This is a genomic window from Hahella sp. HNIBRBA332, from assembly GCF_030719035.1.
Lineage (GTDB): Bacteria > Pseudomonadota > Gammaproteobacteria > Pseudomonadales > Oleiphilaceae > Hahella.
The window spans coordinates 1,578,687-1,598,768 of sequence record NZ_CP132203.1 but is presented as its reverse complement, the minus strand read 5'-3'; the positions used below and the strand labels follow the sequence as shown (position 1 = coordinate 1,598,768).

Sequence of the window (20,082 nt, the reverse complement as noted above, 5' to 3'; positions counted from 1 at the left end):
ATCCTCTGGCGCCTACCTCTTAGGGGGTAGAGGCGAAAAAAGCGTTGTTCATATTTTTCAATAAGTTATACATTGGAAGCATAGATTGATTGAGCTAACGACAGGTCTCGGTTCTTTGGTAGTACTCCCCCCTGGAAGGAGTTTGAAACGATGATTGCGCGATTCCAGAAGTCACTGATCTTCCGTATGGGCGCCCTGATGATCGCCATGGTGTCGCTGGCGATGATCACCATGCTGGCGTCTTTCTTTATCTCCGAGTCGGCGGAAAAAGACGCCGAGGCGGTGAATATCGCCGGCTCCCTGCGCATGCAGAGCTACCGCATGCAGGCGCGACTGCTGTCCCTGGATGCGCCGTCGTCGGACTTTGTGGCGACGCTGGCCCGCCAGTTCGCAGAACGCATCGAGAATCCTGTGCTGGTGGCGGAAGCCATGAAAGACGACTCTTCGGAGCTGCATCATCAGTTCCTGCAGGTTCGGGAGAGCTGGGAGAAAGATGTCAGTGGCTTTATCGCCACCTACGCCCGCAATCCGGACCACCGCATTGCGGACGAGCTGGGCGAGAAGATCGACAAGTTTGTCGATGAGATAGACAATCTGGTGCAGCTTTATCAAATCCGCGCGGAAGATCGCATCGAGAACCTGCGCCTGATACAAATCAGCGCCCTGTTTCTCACTTTCGCCCTGGTCAGCTTCTCTCTGCTCATTCTCCATCATCACGTCGAGCTGCCTTTGCGCAGCCTGACGCAAAACGCCCGCAAAATCGCGCGCGGCGATTTCAGTGATCGCCTGGAAGTGAAGAACGACGACGAATTGGGCTTGCTGGCGGAGACCTTCAATCAAATGAGCGCTGCGCTATCGGAGATGTACGAGTCGCTGGAGACGCGAGTCAAAAACAAAACCCAGGCATTGAAACGCAGCAACGACTCCTTGAACTTTCTCTACCACCTGGCCCGGGAGGTCAGTGAGAAAACTCATGAGAACATTGATTTTCAGGCCTGGTTGGAGGAACTCACCAGCATTACCGCCGTCGGCGGCGTCGAACTGTGCCTGAAAACCCCTGAAGCGGTGATTCCCTATGAACACATCCGCAACGATTACATGGTGGAGTTGCCTTCGACCTGCCAGCGCCAGGAATGCGAAAAATGCATGGTGGAAAAAGCACAAGTCTGCCGAGAGAACGATGAAGTGCAAGTGCGCTACCCGCTGATCAAGGAAGGCGTGCAATATGGCGTCATCGTCTGCTCTCTGCGCAACAGCCAGTTTTTGGAAGGCTGGCAACATCAGTTGCTGCAATCCTTCGCCGATCAGGTGGCGATCGCCCTGAGTTTGAAAAATCAGGGCGACCAGGAGCGGCGGGTATCTCTGATGAACGAGCGCAACGTTATCGCCCGAGAGCTGCACGACTCACTGGCTCAAAGCCTTTCTTACCTGAAGATACAGGTGGCGCGCCTCACTCGCGCCTTGCAATCCAAACAAGTGGAAGACGAACAGATTGACGGTATTACCGCTGAGCTGAAGGAAGGCATCACCTCCGCCTATCGCCAGCTGCGCGAGCTGCTCACCACATTCCGCCTGAGCATTTCCGAGAAAGGCCTGCATGCGGCTATTTTACACACCGTCGAGCAACTGACCGAGCAAAGCACAAACGTCAAAATCGTGCTGGATTATCGGGTGGAAGACATTCCCTTTTCCCCCAATGAAGAAATTCATTTGCTGCAAATAACGCGGGAGGCGCTGCAGAACGCCGTCCGTCATTCTCAGGGTAATCTGGTGATGGTGTCGCTGCATTCGGATCCAATGAAAAAAGTTACATTGGCCATCACTGACAATGGCGTCGGCATTCCCGAGGATCCGGAAAAACTTAACCACTATGGCCTCGCCATTATGCGCGAGCGCACCCGCAATCTGCACGGTGAACTGTCTATTCAGCGCATGCCGGAAGGCGGCACCGGCGTGCTTTTCAGCTTCACGCCCAGTTACGTGCAGGAGCGTAGAATCTCATACGCCGAATAATGTAGGAAATATCTCACACGCAATGCAGACATCGCGTCTATTTTCCTACCCCTTCCCACCCTAATATAGGCAGCAAGAGGATGCGCTGACACATAAGGACATGAAGCAAGGAAGCAACAAGGACGACCAACGCCGACGGAAATAGGCATCAAAGGAAGCATCTGACACGGAAGACGCAGCATGGAACGTTGCGTCTTTTTCTTTGTGGAGCTCGGACGCGTCGACTGAATGGAGTCAGACAACAGCAGGCAAGGACACCGGGGCTGGATGGGATGAAGGATTGAGGGATGAACAGGCGGGACGCCAGGGTGTGCGAGATATCCTACAAGCAATGCAGATATGTCGTCTATCCTCCCTACCAAGCCATGGCTAATATAGCCACAACGGATGCGAAAACGCGGCAAGGAAAGCCCGCAAAGGACTGCAGCAAGGATAGCAAAAGAGCCGCTGGAACCGGCAAAAGGAAGCATCAAATGGAAAAGGCGCAATATGGATATTGCGCTTTTTGTTTTTCTGGCCCCCGCAATTTTAAACTCCCCCATTCTTATCTCTTCACTGATCAGTCTACGCCTCCGATTTTTTTCACAACTCTATGACAGGCTTGCGAAATTTTATTTTGATAACGCTATCGTTTATCCTCGCCGGCTATCATTAAGAAACCCATTACTATAGAAAGCCCGCCATTATGGATATGACATTCGTGGAGTTCGCCAAGCTTACGGCGCAGAATCTTTTCCCAGTTACCTTTAATAGCCTCGCCGCCATCATTTTGCTGCGCTACTTCCGAAGCAGCGCGCTGGTCGTCGCCCTGGCGGTTTGTATGATTGTGAGCGCATTTTATTACTGGCTTTTCCCCTTCACCTTTTATTTGGATACGAGCGACAACAGGTTCATTTTCGGCTTGTATTCAGCGATTGGCGCGGGTTTCCAACAAGGGATGATTATCGCCCTCATCGGCTTTTTGCTTTTCAAGAAAGAAGGCGTAGACAGGTTGAGGGACTCTACCAAGGCATTAGGAGGCTTCACTCTTACTCTACTCGCGGCGGCCAGCGTCATGGGCGTATACACCAGCATTCTGGCTTTCTCGGAAAAGTCCACATTCATGTATGGCTCAAGTGAAGAGCTGATCTACGTCCTGATCGCTTACCTGTTCGCCACCGCTTATTCACTGGTTTCACTGATGTTGATGACATACGTTCAGTGGCGGGTTATTCCTGAAAGCAAGCGCCCGCATTCGCCCAAATACATGGCCTGGCTGATGGCGATACCGGTTTTCAATATATTCTGGTTGTGCAGCAGCCTGAGCCGCTGGGCGCAAACCGTCAAAGGCGCCCTGGGCGACGTCAATGCTCGCGAGGCGCTTCTGGCGGATCGGGTACGCTATGTCTTCATCAGTCTGCTGTGCGGCTGGCTTTTTATCACTCTGATATCGGTAACCGTCAGATACCCTGACAAAGCGACCGTGATCTTCATGGGGCTGCTGTCACTGATCCTGCTGGGGCTAAGCATCGCTTACCTCGTTTACGTGATTAAACTCATCCGCAGTCTTCATACGCTGGAGCATAAGATTCAACAGACCAATACGGTTGAGTCATCTATCGGAAGCTAAGTCATCAGCCGCCTTCGGGCGGCTTTTTCGTTTATAGGAAGCCAGGAAGCAGGCAATAGGCACTGTTCTGCTTTGCTTAAGAGCGCCCCCATCTCTAAACCAACATAAAAAACAACCAACCTTCTCCCCTGCTTGCATTAACAAAAACGCATAACAATAGAATTTTTTATTACTTTAAATTTTATGTTCGTTCCGTATCATGAAACCCGTGACTTGATGACCCGTAGTCTGGAGATGACCGATTCATGAACAGCGCGCAACTGATAACCCGCATAGGCGACAATAGCGCAGGGCTTTCTTACGAAGCCATCGCCGATTTGAACGCCTCCTATGCCCCGCTTGACTTCGAAGCGCGTATCCGTCGCCTGTATCAGGACTTCGCACCGGAGAAGGTGCTGGTGACGTCCTCCTTCGCCGCCACGTCCGCCTATTTCTTGCATATTATTTCGCGCATCCGTCCCTCACAGCGAATTCACTTCATTGATACTCAGTTCCACTTCAAGGAAACCCTGGAGTATAGGGATTACCTCACCCGTCTATACGGGTTGGATGTGGAGGATGTGAAACCGGACAGGCACCACCATGCTTACTCTGTAAGCGAACGTCTGTGGGAAACGGACCCCGACCTGTGCTGCACCGTCAACAAGGTTCAGCCGCTGGAAGAAGTGAAAGAGAATTACGATATCTGGGTGTCCAGTCTGATGAGCTGGCAGACTGAGCACCGCGCCGGCCTGCAGATTTTTGAAGAGCGCCGAGGCATCATCAAATTCAATCCGATGATTGATGTCACCAGAGAAGAGCGTGACGCCTATATTCGCGATCACGACCTCCCCTTCCACCCGCTGGTGAGCGAAGGTTACTCTTCTATTGGCTGTGAGCACTGCACCCGAAAAGGGGAAGAACGCGCAGGACGCTGGCAGGGTAAAGAAAAGACCGAGTGCGGTCTGCACCTGTAAGCCTGATGGCAATGCGGCGGTTATACCGCCGCTCTGTTACCTCCTGATTCCTTTCCCCTTACTCCTTCGCGTCCAATGCGCCCTTCTGCGTAACCACAAGGTCTTCGATTTCACCTTCCGAAGCACCCAATATGAACGTTTCAAACGCATCTTTATCCTTAAAACCCTGACGGATCTGCTGCATCAGCGCCCCCAACTCCGTTCCTGTCAGGCCTGATAACCCGCTGACCAGTCCGCCATTGAATTTACGCTTGATCTCACGTTGACGGGACAGATCCGCCTCCGCGACTCGCCATTCGGCTTCAGCCTCAGGAAACTCGGCGAAGATCTGGGGCAACCAGGTGGATTTGCACGCAGGCCAGTCTTTAAAGTCTTCGCCCGTATAAGCCTCACGCAGCCAGTTGAGGAAGCCCGTATAAGTCGGCCGCTTGGCGTCGCGGACGCGAGCGTTGTGGCTGCGGTTTTCCAGCAAATAGATGTTCTTATCGAAGTATTTGGAATCAGAAATAAACTGATACAACTGAATCAAGTCGTCAAAGCCCTGCTTCCAACGGGCTACATCGAACCCTAAAAAGCGGACAGCCTTTTCGAAATCCCGAGTCACCAGTACCTCGGTAAACAAATAATCCCCATCCCGAAACGGCAGCCACAAGCCATTGTGGCCGAATTTCATTCCCATTTTGTGGGCGACGCGCCCCATCAGGTTGCCAGCGTCGTTCCAGGAAAAGTAGCTTAATGCGAAATCGAACTGACACGCTGGCGTATAAAGCAGATCCACCTGAAACACGCCGCCCCGCTCCAATGGAGCGCCAAAACTGGCCACACCGCCATTGGCGACAAATGGCAGCGGCTCACCATCACCCAATACGTTACCCAGTAACTCAGCTATAAAAGCATTGCCAAGATCGCGTTTAATGCAGTCGCTGACCACCATATCAATATCGCCATAGGTCTCTTTCTTCCGATACGCGGTGACGATCTCCGCGCGCACCGGCGCGCCGTCATGACTCTGCAATGCCTGGACAGCATGACGCGCCTTCTCGCCAATGCGTAAAGCCTCCGCGGCGGACAAGCGCTGCGCGCCGTATTCTTTTAATGCGTTACCGCCCAAAACTCACTCCTGTCATATAGATCGTTATTTCGCCGGCGCGTACCGTATTTTTCACCGCACGGCGGTTATTGTCATTTCACGTGGCGACTGGTAAAACAAGAACTCTGTCGAACAGATCTGAATAACAATAACTTAAATCACCACCGCCCTCACGTTAACGCGGCGGTGTAACGGAAAGGTCGCTCATGCCCGATAGTGCTCCGACATGGATTACCGTTCTCACTCCTTGGGAATTTTATCCTTCGGTCGTTTTAGTTTCCCTGGTCACCGTCACGCTGTACATACGCGGCTTGCGCAGGTTGCGCGCAGTGGGCCACCCCATCAGTTTCGCACGCTCTCTGTCATTCTTCGTCGGCGTAGCGATTACATACGCCGTTCTGCACACACGGTTTGATTATTACGCTCAATACCTGTTTTTCGCGCATCGCCTGCAGCATCTGGTGCTGCATCATCTGGGGCCTTTCTTTATCGCTCTGGCGGCCCCATGGTCAGTGCTGGCGGCGGGCTCGCCGCAACGCTTGCGCGACGTCGACTGGAGAGCGCTTCCCGGCGCAGGGTTGATTGTGGGTTGCTACCGGATACTGCAGTTTCCCCCGTTGGCCGCTTTTTTATTCGTCGGTATCATCTTTTTCTGGCTGACGCCGTCCATACACTTTTACGCCATGCTGGACTTGAAGCTTTACCATTTGATGAACTGGAGCATGTTTCTGGATGGTCTGCTGTTTTGGTGGCTGATTCTTAATCCTTCACCTCAGCAAGGCCCTTCCTTCGGCTGGCGCATTATCATTCTATTGGCCATTATGGTGCCCCAAATACTGCTGGGCGCGTACATCACGTTATCGGAATCCACACTGTATGACATCTACGCCATCTGCGGGCGAGCCTTTCCCATTGCGCCGGCGGCGGACCAAATGGTGGGCGGCGTGATCACCTGGATTCCCCCCGCGATGATGAGCGCCATCGCCATTTTGGTGATGTTATCCTATATCCGACGCCAGGATATGGTGAACGTCCGCAGTTCCAGCGCTCTCAGCGGCGCCGCTTGAAATTTCAGAAACTGTTAAGGAGATATCTTCGTGACGGCGATACGCCTTGTTTTTATCGCAATCGTATTGGCGCTGACCAGCGCCTGTAGCCAGGAACCTTTGGAGTGGTCAGGGACCGATATCAGCGGCATGCTGCCAGAGCTGGAGTTTTCGCTGCAAAGTGAAAACGCCGCTCCGGTGTCGGAGAAAGATTTCACCGGCAAGTACAATATCCTGTTTTTCGGTTACACCTATTGTCCGGATATCTGCCCCACCACCCTCGCCAGACTGAAGTCCGCTCTCAGCAAACTGGAGGCCGCCGAGCAGCAGCGTATCAATATCCTGTTTATCAGCGTAGACCCTAAAAGAGACGCGCCGGAACAGCTCAAGGCTTATACCGACGCCTTTGGCCCGGAGTTCGTCGGCCTCACCGGCGACATGGATGCGCTACAGACCCTCACCAAACGCTACCGGGTGGCGTTCGGCTATGGTAAGCCCGATGAAACCGGCAACTATGAAGTCTCCCACAGCTCCGCTGCGTTTGTGTTCGATGCGAATGGCAAAGCCCGCCTGTTGCTGCGGGATGATCTCAGCGCCGACATGATCGCCAAAGATCTGGATCAACTTCTCAAAAGCTGATAGTTATCTTGCAAAACTCTCCGCCTAATAAAAAAGCGCGCCCTAAGGCGCGCCAAGGTAAAGGTTTCGTCCCAGCTGCGTGAACGACGGGGCGAAACTCCACTCCGCAGGAGTGACTCGGGAATCAAGGGTTATAAAACTCAGCGCCTTTACGCAGATAGAAGAACCAGTTCACCAGAACGCATACCGCGTAGAACACCGCAAAACCGATCAGCGCGTATTCTGGCGTGGCGGCTTTGATCTGCTCGCCGAACACCTGCGGAATGTAGAAAGCGCCATAGGCCGCCACCGCAGAGGTCCAGCCCAGCACAGGGCCTGCCTGCTCTTTCGGGAACACCATGGCGATGGTGCGGAAAGTGGAGCCATTGCCGATGCCAGACGCCGCGAACAACGCCAGGAACAAGATGAAGAAAGGCGCAAAGTACTCTTCCGGGGTTGCTGAGTTATAGGCCGCACTCATGTAATAGGCGACCGCCAGAGCGCACACCACCATCACCAGAGAACAAATCTGAGTGACCAACGCACCACCGAATTTATCGGAAATCCAGCCGCCCACCGGGCGAATCAGCGCGCCGATGAAAGGGCCCATCCAAGCGTACATGAGTGCGCTGGGACCGTTGGGATTAACAGTGTTATGAGTCATCACCCCGTCCACCATCACATGGCTATAGCCGAAGATTACTTTGATCGCCAGCGGGAAGGCCGCTGCGTAGCCAATAAAGCTGCCGAAAGTCATGGTGTAGATGACGCTCATCACCCAGGTATGACGGTTGCCGAAGATACGGTACTGACGAGTCAGACTGCTGCGAATCTGTCCCGGCAACAGCTTGAGCAGGAACACCGTGGCGGCGATCACACCCACTAACACCAGTTCTTTAGGGATACCCCACCCTGAGCCGTTGGCGGATTCAGGCAACATCAACCACAGACCGGCGACGGAGGTCAGGAAGCCGATCAACAACATGAAGGTGATCTTGGAGAAAGCGCCGAGAGGTCCGCCAATATCGGGCGACACTTCATCGGTGCGAATATTGTTCATGCCAAACCAGCCGGCGAAGGCCAGTGGCGCCAGGAACAACAGCCACACAAAACCTGCGTTTTGGATCCAGGTTTCGGAACCCGCAGGAATCTTGCCGATCAGCGTACCAGATGGATTGACCAGGGTCATAGGGTCGCCGCCCGCCGCGCCGAAAGCGCCGAACGTCATGAACAACGGCACCAATATCTGCATGGTGGTGACGCCGAAGTTACCCAGACCGGCATTCAACCCCAACGCCAACCCTTGCTGCTTCTTGGGAAAGAAAAAGCTGATATTGGACATAGAAGAAGCGAAATTGCCCCCCCCAAGACCGGATAGTAACGCCAGTAACTGGAACACCCACAGGGGCGTGTCTTTATTCTGCAGGGCGATGCCTGCGCCGACTGCCGGAATCATCAACAACGCCGTGGTGAAAAAGATGGTGTTGCGACCACCGCATAGGCGAATGAAAAAGCTGCTGGGAATACGCAGCGTGGCGCCGGTCAGACCGGAGATCGCCATCAATGTGAACAATTCCGACGCCTGAAACGGAAAGCCCAGATTCAACATCTGTACTGTGATGACGCCCCAGTACAACCATACGGCGAAGCCGCACAGCAAACTCGGAATGGAGATCCACAAGTTCCGATTCGCTACTTTTTTACCTGTTTTTTGCCAGAACCCACTGTCCTCCGGATTCCAGCCTGCAGTGATGTCCGCCATATGCCTTACCTCTGCGTTGGGCCTGAAAAATAATCTTCGGCTCAACTATCTTTATAAACAGATGGGGCGACAATGCTCCGGAGGGGGTAGCGCTCAATGTCGGGGCTGCGTGAGCTATTTGCTCGCAATCGACTTTAGGAGTTACAACTATTTCCCATTTTTCATAAACTTAGACCGATAACTGAGAATTAGAGAAAGACTTCCTATACCTCCAATGAGGTAGACGAACCCGGCGCAAAAGCGGTATATCCTCAGTATGCGCAGCTCAGGACCATCGTTGGCAAACCTGATATGGATCAAGTCCCTATCGCGCCGTCGCAGGGGCTGCTCTGAGTTCGTGTTATGCTGAAACACGCCAGATTACGCTGGGCGTATATGAAAAAGAATGACAAGGTGAAGCTGAGATGAGCGCAAAAGCAACAATCATGATGGTGGACGACCACCCCCTGTTTCGCAAAGGCATCCGACAGTTGATTGAGTTGGAAGATGAGCTGGATATCGTCGCCGAAGCCAAAAACGGCGAGGAAGGGCTGGCCAGGGCGAAAGAGCTGGAGCCAGACCTGATTCTGCTGGACCTCAATATGCAGGGCATGGACGGCCTGGATACCTTACGCGCCATTCGCGCCGCCGGTGTGGACTCTCGCATTATCATGCTGACAGTGTCTGATAACGAAGCCGATGTGGTGAACTGTTTCCGCGCCGGCGCCGATGGCTATTTGCTGAAGGACATGGAGCCGGAAGACATCCTGGAAAAGATCAAACAAGTGACGCTCGGTAAAATGGCGATCAGCGAACGCTTGACGGAAATTCTCGCCTCCGCCCTGCGCAAGCCTGTCGAAGCCGCCGATCCTTCCGCGTCCCTGACCAGCCGTGAATATGAGATTCTCACCCGCATCGCACAGGGACACAGCAACAAAGTCATCGCCCGCGATCTGAATATCTCCGACGGCACCGTGAAAGTTCACGTTAAGCATATTCTCAAGAAGATGGGCATGCGCTCCCGGGTCGAAGCGGCGGTCTGGCTGGTGAATCGCAAGGCGTGAGATAGCGGGCGCGCCACTCGTTTGAGTGATGTTCGCCCCAGGGTTAATCGAAGACAATTTTCCTTCCAACAACAATAAAACATCAGGAAGGAAATCCATGAATCGAAACAACTGGCGCGCCGCAATCGCCGCCGCCATCCTGCCGCCGTTTTTGAGCGGATGCCTGGAAAAACAAACCCTGGTCGCCATTCCCGATGCGGAAAATATTCTGTTTACGTCGGACGGCCAATTATTGGTGACCGGGGGCAAAGGCATATACCGCATCGACGCCCGCACAGACGCCAACGGCGAAATCGCCTACCTCTCCACGGAGCTGTCGCCTCTGGAACTGGACAGTTGCAATTACACCGGTATGGCGCAGCATGGCGACTGGGTGCTGACATCCTGTGTGGAGACGCGCTGGCTGCTCATTCGCAACAACCACCTGCTCGCCGCCAACCTGTCTCACCCCGACTATCGCTTCGAATTCGTAACGCGCCGGGATGATACGCAGGACCCTTTTGATGCGCTGGCGATCCCTAATGGCGTCGCTTTCGCCCCGGACGGCGCACTGTTGGTGGCGGATGAAAACTTCTTCGCCACTTCCGGTCTGACGCGCATTACGCTGGTGTTTCCTGAAGCGGACTCCGCCGGGTCGCCGCAAATAACCGGGTTCCAGCGGGACTGGATCGCCGGAGAACGGGGACTTGGCTCTCCCAATGGCGTCAGAGTGGTGGGCGATCAGCTTTTCATCAGCGATGGCGACAGTGTGAAACGCTTCCAGTTTGACGCCAATGGCGCCATACCCGCCCTGGTCATTGACCGCAACGGCGACTATCAAACCAGCCTGGGCGTCACTCTCTGGCGGGAGCCCGGCGCGATCGTGGATGACATCATGCCTTATTGCGGCGGCGTCGCCTTGACCAGCTTTCTCAGCGGCCGCCTGCACTATGTCGCCTCATACACTGATCCCGCCACTGGCCGCGAATACTTTCCAGAGCTTTACGCCACTCCCTGGTTCGCCTTCGAAAACCCCAGCGCTCTGGCGATCGGCCAAGGCCCACTGTTTGGCGGCGAGGATTTGCTGATTACCGAGAAAGGCCTCTTATTCGAAGGCAAATCGAGCTATGGCAACAAACTGACCCGTTCGCCTCTGACGCTGAATCTAGACGATCCTGACGCCTGCCAGCTGATTCAGGAAGAGGCCAGGGACAAACTGATCCGGCAGGGGTTGATATCCGACTCTTAGCAGCGCCGGAAAGATTCAGTACGCGTGATCAAGTAATAGTGATGACCAGGAAGAAATGGCGACAAGGAGGAAGACAGTGGCGCCAAATGACGCCGCTGTCTTGAAGTGAGACATTACACGTCCACAGTGGGAGCCGCTACCGCCGCCTTTTTACGACGACTTTCCGCCTCCACAAATATACGTTTGCACTCTGGAAAGGTGGATTTGATCTGTTCGTCGAGAGCGGCGATGCGAGTTTCAATCTCGCCAGCGGAAATATTGTCGTCGAAGTCCACAGAGACGTTTACCAGTACAAAGTCCGGCCCCATATGCATGGTGAGCACTTCGTTGACATGCTCTACACCCGGAATGGCGCTGGTCATTTCACGAATGCTTTTCACCACTTTCTTGTTGGCGCTTTCACCGATCAGCAGACCTTTGGTCTCCACCGCCAGCCACAACGCCGTCAGACCGAGGATACAACCGATGATGACCGAGGCGACGCCATCGTATACCGGGTTGCCGGTCACCTGTCCCATGATAATGCCGCCCAGCGCCACTAGAAGACCCAGCATGGCGGCGGCGTCTTCAAACAGCACGACGAACATGGAGGGGTCTTTGCCCCGTTGCACGGCCTCGACGTAGCCCATCTGCCCTTTGGCGTTGCGGAACTCTTTGACCGCCATACCGAAAGCGAAGCCCTCAAAAATAATCGCCAGGGACAGTACGATATAGTTAACCACCGGGTTTTCCACCACCTGCGGGTGCAGGATGTGCTCAACGCCCTCGTAAATGGATATGCCCGCACCCAAGGCGAAAATCAGGATCGCTACAATGAAGGACCAGAAGTAGATTTCCTTGCCGTGTCCAAACGGGAAATCCTCAGAAGCTGGACGCTGGGAGCGTTTCATCCCGTGCAGCAACAACACCTGGTTACCAGTGTCCACCACGGAGTGAACGCCTTCGGAAAACATCGCCGAGCTGCCGGTGAAAGCCGCCGCGGCGAATTTAGTGAGCGCGACCAGCGCGTTGCCGATCAAGGCCGCATAAATCACTTTTTTAGAACCTGACGCCATGCGTACGGGTCTCCTTTTCTTTATCTGTCGGTATTAAGTTGTCCATCTGTGCTGGCTTGTTAAGCCACATGGATGTTGCAAATCTTCGTGCGTCGCACGCAATGAGAGCCGACCAGACTTTGGGCGCGCCTCTCTGATATTTCTTTTATGAGTTAGGAAAGCGACATAACGAGTAAGTTTCCCGCTTTCTCATGAAGCATGGGATTCTAAGGAAATTTGTCGCCTGACAATAGGCTTAATTTTCTAAGGGCGCATCTTCTCTCAAGCGGCGGAAGATGGACGCTCCGGCTGCGCCTTGCGTTGGGCGATCGGCAGTTTGATGATGAACGTCGACCCCACGCCCGGTCGACTCTCCACTTTGATGTCGCCGCGATGCTTATTGACGATAATATCGTAGGAAATATTCAATCCCAGCCCGGTGCCTTTGCCGACCGGTTTAGTGGTGAAAAAAGGATCGAAGATCTTGCAGACAATCTCCTGAGGTATGCCGCAGCCGGTGTCGGACACTTCCGCATACACCCATTCCGCGTCGCTGTGGGTGCGAATGCGCACCTTGCCGTGACGTTGGGTTTCCTTGATGGCGTGACTGGCGTTGACCAGAATATTGGAGACCACCTGGTTAATCTGTCCCTGGTTGCCGCAGGTCAGGTCGGTGTTCTGCAAGTCGGTTTCCACGTCACAGTCATACTTCAGCTCGTTCCATACCAGTTTGAGCGTGCTGGTGATGACGTCGTTGATATTGAAGTCCTGGTGCACATCGCCCTGATCCACGCGAGAGTAGTTCTTCAGATTTTCGACGATTTCCTGCACCCGGCGACTGCCTTCCAGGCAATCCTGCAGGAGTTCGGGTAAATCCTCTTTTAGAAAATCGTAGTCGATCTCATCCTTCACCCGATCCAGCTCCGCCGCCACTTCCACCGGCACGCGATCATGGTGCGCCTCCACCACCTGGAACAGCTTGTCGTAGTCAGAATAATATTCTTTCAGCCGATTGATATTACTGGCGACATAACCAATTGGGTTGTTGATTTCGTGGGCGACGCCCGCCGCCAGTTGTCCCAGGGACGCCAACTTTTCCTGCTGCACCATCTGTGACTGAGTCACTTGCAGCGACTCCAGTGATTCCTGCAGGCTGGCGTTGGCGCGTTTAAGCTCCCAGGTCCGCTCCTGAATGCGGTTCTCCAGCTCTTCATTCAATTTGCTGACATGTTGCGAGCGCTGCGACAACTCCGACGCCACCACGGTAAACGCCTGCATCACCTGGGTGAAGGCGCGGATGAAATCTCCCATCTCATCTTCCCGGTGCGTGTCGATGTCATTCTGCTGCAACAGTTTTCCCAAATCCGGCAAGGCGTTCTCATTACTATCGCCCTGCTCCATGTCGCGGCGATATTTGTCCAGACTGCCACCCAGGCTAACCACCAATTGATGCATGCCTAAAAACGGTCGGCTGAACCAATGACTGAAAATATAAAAAAGCGCCACCAGGTACAGGAATAAAAAGCCCAGCAAAGCCAGAACAAAACTGGCGGTTTGCTCTTCCAGTTTGGCTTGCACGGGGTCGTCAGTGAAGTACAGATAGGCGCGGCCAATGACTGAGTTTTCCCAAATCACTTCCCGTTCCTCACGAAATTCATAGCGACTGCGTTCGGGCTCCAGCACATCCAGACTGGGAGAGCGCTGACGCACCTCCTCTATGCCGCCGATATTGCCGGTAAAGAAACTTCCGCCATTCTGGACAGCGTCGTAAACCTCAAAGATGACGGCGCTGACGACGGGGTCTTTGGAAAGGGATTTGGCGAACTGATTGCTTTTACTCAGGTCAAAATCCCACATATTCTGAGCGTTCGCCTGCACGGCGATTTCCATAAGGTAATCAGCGCGGGCGTAGAAGTCTTCATACACCTGTTTCTTCAGACCAGACAGGGTGTAAAAGGCGAAGCCTCCATAAAACAGCAGCAACGCCCCAGCGATGGCGACCATCAAGCGTCGGGTAAGTCTTAATCTGCGAAAATAGCCCGCCTTCAACAATATATCCATGCCCTTGTTATCCAACGACTTTTACAACCCTCATCATGAGGACGTCGCGCGGCCGGGTTTTCCTTGGCGCTCCTCTGCAGGTCCGCCTTATGTTTCGGAGCGTCATGGCTCCGATATCTTCGCCATCTCGCGCACAGCGCCGGAGGGCAAAGACCTTGCGTCATTCGTCAGCGACTTCAGCGTCAGAGTTCGTCGAAGTCTTCATCCACCAGATCAATACTACCGTCCTCATTCCAGCTCACCTGGGTAATGCCTGGCGTCGCGGCCTCCAGTCGCTGCAATTCCTCCAACTGCTTCTTCAGCGCCCCTTCCTGTTTTCGCACCAAATCCAACAAGCGCCTGTTCTCCCGCACCAAAGCGTTATGCTCCAGAGCGTTCTCCAGCGTCATCAAAAGATCCTCGTCAGACCAGGGTTTGGAGATAAAGCGGTAGATTTCCGCGTCGTTGATGGCGGACGTGACGCCATCGATGTCCGCCTGACCGCTCAGCAGAATCCGCAACGCCTCTGGACGCACTTCTTTGAGCGCGTTTAGCAGTTCCACGCCGTTGATTTCCGGCATCCGATAATCGGAAATCACCAGATCCACCGGCTCTTTCTTCAGTGCGTCAATGGCCTCGTAGGGGTCACTAAAGGTCAAAACCTTCCAGGGCTTCTTGCGTAATATCCGCTGCATGGCGCGCAGCACATTTTCTTCATCGTCGATAATCGCCAATGTAGCCATATAGATCCCGCCTATCTTTTCATTACGAACACACTGAGTTTGCGGTTTTCCAGTTTCTCCAACGACAGCATTTTTTCGATGATTTTCTCTGTCAGCACATGGCCTTTGGCGATGAGCAGAATGCCATTGGTGTTTTTTAAATCCCGGGATAACCGCATACCGGGAACCAGCGCTCCCACGCCGAGTTTATCTTCATGAGGCAACACATCGTCGCCGGTGTAGCTCTCCACCAGCGGCGCCAGCAGTTTCACCACCAGAGGGTCGTAGCGCTTGCCCGCGTAATCCTGAATCAGCTTGTACGCATCATCCTTGGTCATGGCGTCGGTGCGCATCAGTCCGCTTTGCAGCCCTACAAAGTCGCGCACGGCGCGGATGATCCGCGAGCCCATGGGAATAGCATCGCCTTTCAACTTATCGGGAAAGCCGCTGCCGTCCATGTATTCCGCATGGTGGCGGATAAAGCGGGAAGTCGGCTCCAGTTCCGCAATCGCCGTCAGCGCCATTTCGCCCAACAGCGGGTAACGTTGATACTCCACCGCATCCTGCCGGGTCAGTTTGGCTTCCGCCCGACTCAACACATCGTCAGACAGACTGAGCTTGCCCACCTCATGCAGCAAGCCGGCGTAGTAGATATGTTTGACGTCCGCCTCCGGCAGCTCCATGGCCTCCGCGATGGATTTGGATAAGTCCGCCACGCTCTGTGAGTGGCCCTTGATCAAATAGCCGCGGCTGGTGATGAAAGTGGAGAACACTCTGACGAAATCGTCATAGCTGTCTTTCAGTTGCTGGTACGCCAGCTCCAGCATGTCCGCAGTCTGGCGCACTTCCTCGGTGCGCGCGGCGACCATTTTTTCCAGATCCTTGTTGAACTTCTGCAGTTCGCGGTTCTGCTGCTGGGTGACGTTGAGCAGGCGTTTTTTCTCCCGCTCCAGACGCCGTATGCGCAAACCTTCGTGAATCACTTCAATCAGATTTTCGTCATCCCAGGGTTTGCTGATGTAGCGATAGATGCCGCCCTCATTGAGGGCGGTCACTGTGGCGGAAATATCCGAGTGACCGGTCAACAGCATACGCACCGTCAACGGCCAGCGCGCTTTCACCTGTGACAGAAACTGAGCGCCGTCCATATTCGGCATGCGCATGTCGGAAATCACCAGGTCGATTCGCTGCGACTCCAGTATTTTCAGCCCATCCGCTCCGCTTTCCGCAAACAGGCATTTAAAGTCCTGTTTACGCAGTAAGCGCTGAATGGAAGAGAGGATCGGCTTCTCGTCGTCGACAAACAACACATAATCAACGTCTGCGTCAGACGCCGCGGGTAGGGCGGAATCCGGCGAAGCCAGGTCTTGCGTCATTGCTCCTCTCCCTGTTTAGGTTGCTTAACGGGCAGATAGACGTAAAACGTCGTACCTTTTCCCAGTTCGCTCTCCACTTCCAAACGGCCATGGTGTTTGTTGACGATGCCATAGGACAAAGCCAGTCCCAGCCCAGTGCCCTGCCCCACCGGCTTGGTGGTGAAGAAGGGGTCATAGAGCTTGGACAGGTTTTCCTTGGCGATGCCGCTGCCGTTATCCGCCACGGAGACACAGACGAACCCGTCCTCCACCACTCTGGTTGACACCCTGATCACGCCGTTGTGTTCGATCGCATGACCGGCGTTGACCACCAGATTCAGTATCACTTGCCCAATCTGCGACTCCACCATCTCGATCTTGGGCAGCTCGCCAAAGTCCTTGATGACTTCCGCCTTGTATTTGATCTCGTTGTGAACAATATTGAGCGTCTTGTTGATGTACTGATTCAGATCGCCCAGTTCAAACTGACCGGTATCCGGCCGCGAGAAATCCTTCAGGGATTGAATGATCTGCTTGACTCGATAGATGCCCTCGTTGGACTCCTTCATCAGGTCCGTGACATCGCCCCTGATGTATTCCGTTTCGTACTTCTCTTCCAGTTCTTTAAAGATGGCTTTCACTTCCGCCTTGTCGCCGCCTAAGCGCTCTTCAATTTCATCCAGTAGCTCAAACAACGTACTGATGTATTCATTCAACGTCGTCAGGTTGGAGCTAACATAGCCGATGGGGTTGTTGATTTCATGCGCCACCCCGGCCGCCAGTTGGCCGATGGAGGCGAGCTTCTCCGATTGCAGCAATTGCGCCCGGGTGTCCTGCAGCTGGCTGATCAGTTTCTCCTGCTGCTGTCGCTCCAGCACCAGTTGCTGGTTGCTTTTTTCCAGCTCCGCCAGCAGCGCGTTTTTCTCAAAACCGCTATACGCCTGACTGACCATCTGCGAGATATACATTTCGTCCGCCAGGGAAAACACGGGCTTGCCCTTGCTTTTGGCGAGATACAACGTGCCCTTGCAGACCCCGTCGCCGGTCTGGATAGGAAAAATATTCAGTTGATCAATGTCCTGACAGCTGCCTGGCGGCTGGCATTTTTCGGACAGATCCCCCAGACACAGGGATTTCTCCGACTCCAGAATCGACTCATCGCCCAAGGCGGCGGCGATGCCCTGTAGCTTGGTCAGCGTCAGCCCCTTTTCCAGCCACTTCGGCGGCTCGCCACGCTGCCCCCGCAGCTCCAGCGCGGAACCGCTGGCGCCGGTGACAATCTCCAGACGCACCAGCAGCTCGCGGAAGAATTCGTCGTCTTCGTTCTCCACGCCTTTGATCCATTCCAAGGTCTCTGCCCACACCACCTGGAACAACATCAATTTCTGTAAATCAGTCAACTGATACTGCAGGACTTCATTGCGACGGGTCAGCCCCAAGGTGGTCATCGCCCAACTCAGTTTGCTGTCCAGTCTCTCGGACAGTTTGAACGGCTCATCTGCGCACACGGCGATGCCGCTGGAGGCGCTCTCGCTCAGCTTGATCTTGATATGCCAGCCATACAGGACTTTACCGTTGGCTAGCGGCAGTTCAAAGCCAATCCAGGCGTTGGGCTCAGACTCCTCAACCCGATCCCTCAGGCTGCTCAGCGCCTCCTCACCCCATTTGAAGCGGAACGAAATCACCGAGCTTTGCAGGTGTTGCGCAATATACTGACTCTGCGGATCCAGCCACATCCAGCTGACCGAAACGCCTTCGTCTTCAGCGAACAAGGCTTCCAGTAACTCACTGATATTGCCCTGGTTACCGCCAGCATCATGAACAACCTTATAAAGCAACATTCCGTTTATCCTATCTAACAGGGGCTCAGGAGCCGTTTTTCTTGCCTTTGGGAATAAATTCCGACGCCAGCTCCTTGAACAACTTCAAACCATTGAGGGTCATGGCGGGAACCTCTGAGATATCCACGCCGCTCGCTTCAACTTTGCAGGGAGCAATACAATGCAACTGCACCCCGGCGATACAATTGCCGACAATACTGGTGGCCAGCACATCTCCCAGACTGACCGCCAACGCCATAGGCGTATTGATTTCACTGCCTGAGTTCAACACCTGCACAATTTCCTGAGGAAACGACCAGCACTCCAGAACAATCGCGGACAGCGCGCGATGATCTTTGCCAAGAATGCTGCGTTCCGACGACACCAAATGCTTCCTCTCCTGACGTGCTTCTCTTACGCATTCCGTAATTTCGTCGCCGTAAAAATAGTCCATCAGCACCACGCCCAGATTGTTGAACAGGCCAGCGGTGAATGCGGTCAGAAAGTCGATGTTCTGGCGCCGCGACAGCTCTTGTGAAATACAGGCGGTCATCAGGCTGTGCCGCCAGATTTGCGTGTAGTCGAGCTGGGTATCCTGCCGGGGGCCGTTGAAGCGGGAAAGCACTACCAGGGTGTAAATCAGATTGCGAATGGTATTGGCGCCGAGAATGACGCACGCCATGTCCACGTCCTTCACTTCCTTGGTGAAGCCGTAGAAAGAACTGTTGGCCAATTGCAGAATACGCGCCGCCAACACGGGATCCGCCAATACTTTTTTGCCAATGATGCCCAGATCGCTGACGCCGTCGTCCATCATTTTGATGATGGCCTCAATTTCCGGGTTGGGCGATGAAAGCTCGGAAAGTTTGGTTTTGATCTCCTCCACATTCCAGGTCATATCCTTCTCTCCTGATTAAGTCCGCACGGCGCTGTTTATCCTTCCGCGGACAGCATCGCCATGACAGTGCCTGAAACGTTGAAATTTCCGCTGAAACGTTTAATCAGCATATGCGTGGACTGGCCGCCGATAGTCGCCGCGACTTGCACTACCTCCCCGACTGACGACTTCACCGCCTCCATATAGCTGTGGAATACATTTTCCGGAAATACCTGCATCACGAACATGCCGACCTGCAGCCCCTCGCCCAACAGGCCGCGAGCAGCGGCGTTCACTTCCACGATCATGCCGTCGTCGGAGACGCCGACAATAGCGACGGGCAAGTGCTCAAGAATTTCCTGCGAGGCGCGCAGCGAGCGAACATTCAGTATCAACTCCAGATTCTGCTCTTCCACCTTCTGCTCCAACTGACGATTCAATTCCTTGAGCTGCTCATTCAGGCGGGCGTTCTTACTTTTCAGCTCATGGATGGAAAACGCCTCACGAATATGCTGCAGCAGCTTTTCGTCTTCCCAGGGCTTGAGCAGGAACTTGTAGACGGCGCCGTCGTTGATGGCGGAGGTGATGCTTTCCAACTCGGTATAGCCGCTCATGATCAGCCGAATGGTGTCTGGATAGCGGGACTTCACTTCCTTGAACATTTCCGACCCCGTCATGCCCGGCATACGTTGATCCGATAGAATCACCGCCACCGGTTCCTGCGCCAGTATGTCAAGGCCTTCCTGCGCGGAGTTGGCGGTTAAGATTCGGTAACCTTCGCGACGAAACAGGCGCGTGAGGGACCTGAGAATATTAACTTCATCATCCACCAGTAATAGGGCGTCGGGGAGCTGATCTGTTTCCACTAA

16 protein-coding genes are annotated in these 20,082 nt (G+C 54.1%); 7 read left to right on the top strand and 9 right to left on the bottom strand.

What is annotated here, in order from left to right:
• Nucleotides 1-150: 150 nt before the first annotated feature.
• The 3 genes from O5O45_RS07535 to O5O45_RS07525 all read left to right on the top strand — a co-directional run bounded on the left by O5O45_RS07535 (nt 151) and on the right by O5O45_RS07525 (nt 4,578).
• The gene (locus O5O45_RS07535; protein WP_305904608.1) at nt 151-2,013 is read left to right on the top strand and encodes a HAMP domain-containing protein; all 1,863 of its coding nucleotides are present in this window, start codon (nt 151-153) and stop codon (nt 2,011-2,013) included.
• A 685-nt stretch (nt 2,014-2,698) separates the two neighbouring features.
• On the top strand, nt 2,699-3,622 hold the full coding sequence (locus O5O45_RS07530; protein WP_305904607.1) for a hypothetical protein: 924 nt from the start codon (nt 2,699-2,701) through the stop codon (nt 3,620-3,622).
• 245 nt (nt 3,623-3,867) lie between these two features.
• Nucleotides 3,868-4,578: a phosphoadenylyl-sulfate reductase gene (locus tag O5O45_RS07525; RefSeq protein WP_305904606.1), complete on the top strand. Its 711-nt coding sequence runs from the start codon at nt 3,868-3,870 to the stop codon at nt 4,576-4,578.
• Nucleotides 4,579-4,636: 58 nt separating this feature from the next.
• On the opposite strand, the gene O5O45_RS07520 is transcribed toward O5O45_RS07525, so the two are convergent.
• Nucleotides 4,637-5,689: a nucleotidyltransferase family protein gene (locus O5O45_RS07520; RefSeq protein WP_305904605.1), complete on the bottom strand. Its 1,053-nt coding sequence runs from the start codon at nt 5,687-5,689 to the stop codon at nt 4,637-4,639.
• A 185-nt stretch (nt 5,690-5,874) separates the two neighbouring features.
• Between O5O45_RS07520 and O5O45_RS07515 the strand changes: the two genes are divergently transcribed.
• Together O5O45_RS07515 and O5O45_RS07510 are read left to right on the top strand one after the other, a co-directional pair.
• On the top strand, nt 5,875-6,735 hold the full coding sequence (locus tag O5O45_RS07515; protein WP_305904604.1) for a cytochrome c oxidase assembly protein: 861 nt from the start codon (nt 5,875-5,877) through the stop codon (nt 6,733-6,735).
• Between the two features lie 30 nt (nt 6,736-6,765).
• Nucleotides 6,766-7,353: an SCO family protein gene (locus O5O45_RS07510; protein ID WP_305904603.1), complete on the top strand. Its 588-nt coding sequence runs from the start codon at nt 6,766-6,768 to the stop codon at nt 7,351-7,353.
• A gap of 124 nt (nt 7,354-7,477) precedes the next feature.
• Here the strand turns inward: O5O45_RS07510 and O5O45_RS07505 are convergent, their stop codons facing one another.
• On the bottom strand, nt 7,478-9,094 hold the full coding sequence (locus O5O45_RS07505; RefSeq protein WP_305904602.1) for an MFS transporter: 1,617 nt from the start codon (nt 9,092-9,094) through the stop codon (nt 7,478-7,480).
• Between the two features lie 404 nt (nt 9,095-9,498).
• Between O5O45_RS07505 and narL the strand changes: the two genes are divergently transcribed.
• The gene (gene narL, locus O5O45_RS07500; protein WP_305904601.1) at nt 9,499-10,137 is read left to right on the top strand and encodes a two-component system response regulator NarL; all 639 of its coding nucleotides are present in this window, start codon (nt 9,499-9,501) and stop codon (nt 10,135-10,137) included.
• Nucleotides 10,138-10,234: 97 nt separating this feature from the next.
• Nucleotides 10,235-11,365, top strand: coding sequence for an NHL repeat-containing protein (locus O5O45_RS07495; RefSeq protein WP_305904600.1), 1,131 nt, complete (start codon nt 10,235-10,237; stop codon nt 11,363-11,365).
• 113 nt (nt 11,366-11,478) lie between these two features.
• Here O5O45_RS07495 and O5O45_RS07490 read toward each other — a convergent pair whose 3' ends face one another.
• The 7 genes from O5O45_RS07490 to O5O45_RS07460 all read right to left on the bottom strand — a co-directional run bounded on the left by O5O45_RS07490 (nt 11,479) and on the right by O5O45_RS07460 (nt 20,079).
• The gene (locus O5O45_RS07490) at nt 11,479-12,420 is read right to left on the bottom strand and encodes a cation diffusion facilitator family transporter (RefSeq protein ID WP_305904599.1); all 942 of its coding nucleotides are present in this window, start codon (nt 12,418-12,420) and stop codon (nt 11,479-11,481) included.
• Nucleotides 12,421-12,681: 261 nt separating this feature from the next.
• Nucleotides 12,682-14,460, bottom strand: coding sequence for a sensor histidine kinase (locus O5O45_RS07485; RefSeq protein WP_305904598.1), 1,779 nt, complete (start codon nt 14,458-14,460; stop codon nt 12,682-12,684).
• 182 nt (nt 14,461-14,642) lie between these two features.
• The gene (locus O5O45_RS07480; RefSeq protein ID WP_305904597.1) at nt 14,643-15,182 is read right to left on the bottom strand and encodes a response regulator; all 540 of its coding nucleotides are present in this window, start codon (nt 15,180-15,182) and stop codon (nt 14,643-14,645) included.
• Nucleotides 15,183-15,193: 11 nt separating this feature from the next.
• A complete protein-coding gene (locus tag O5O45_RS07475) occupies nt 15,194-16,537 on the bottom strand; it encodes an HD domain-containing phosphohydrolase (RefSeq protein ID WP_305904596.1) in 1,344 nt (447 codons plus the stop codon).
• Complete coding sequence (locus tag O5O45_RS07470; RefSeq protein WP_305904595.1) at nt 16,534-18,357, bottom strand: sensor histidine kinase; 1,824 nt, start codon at nt 18,355-18,357, stop codon at nt 16,534-16,536. The genes O5O45_RS07475 and O5O45_RS07470 overlap by 4 nt, the downstream gene beginning before the upstream one ends.
• Nucleotides 18,358-18,382: 25 nt before the next feature.
• The gene (locus tag O5O45_RS07465; RefSeq protein ID WP_305904594.1) at nt 18,383-19,234 is read right to left on the bottom strand and encodes an HDOD domain-containing protein; all 852 of its coding nucleotides are present in this window, start codon (nt 19,232-19,234) and stop codon (nt 18,383-18,385) included.
• Between the two features lie 35 nt (nt 19,235-19,269).
• Nucleotides 19,270-20,079, bottom strand: coding sequence for a response regulator (locus tag O5O45_RS07460; RefSeq protein ID WP_305904593.1), 810 nt, complete (start codon nt 20,077-20,079; stop codon nt 19,270-19,272).
• Nucleotides 20,080-20,082 lie beyond the last annotated feature (3 nt).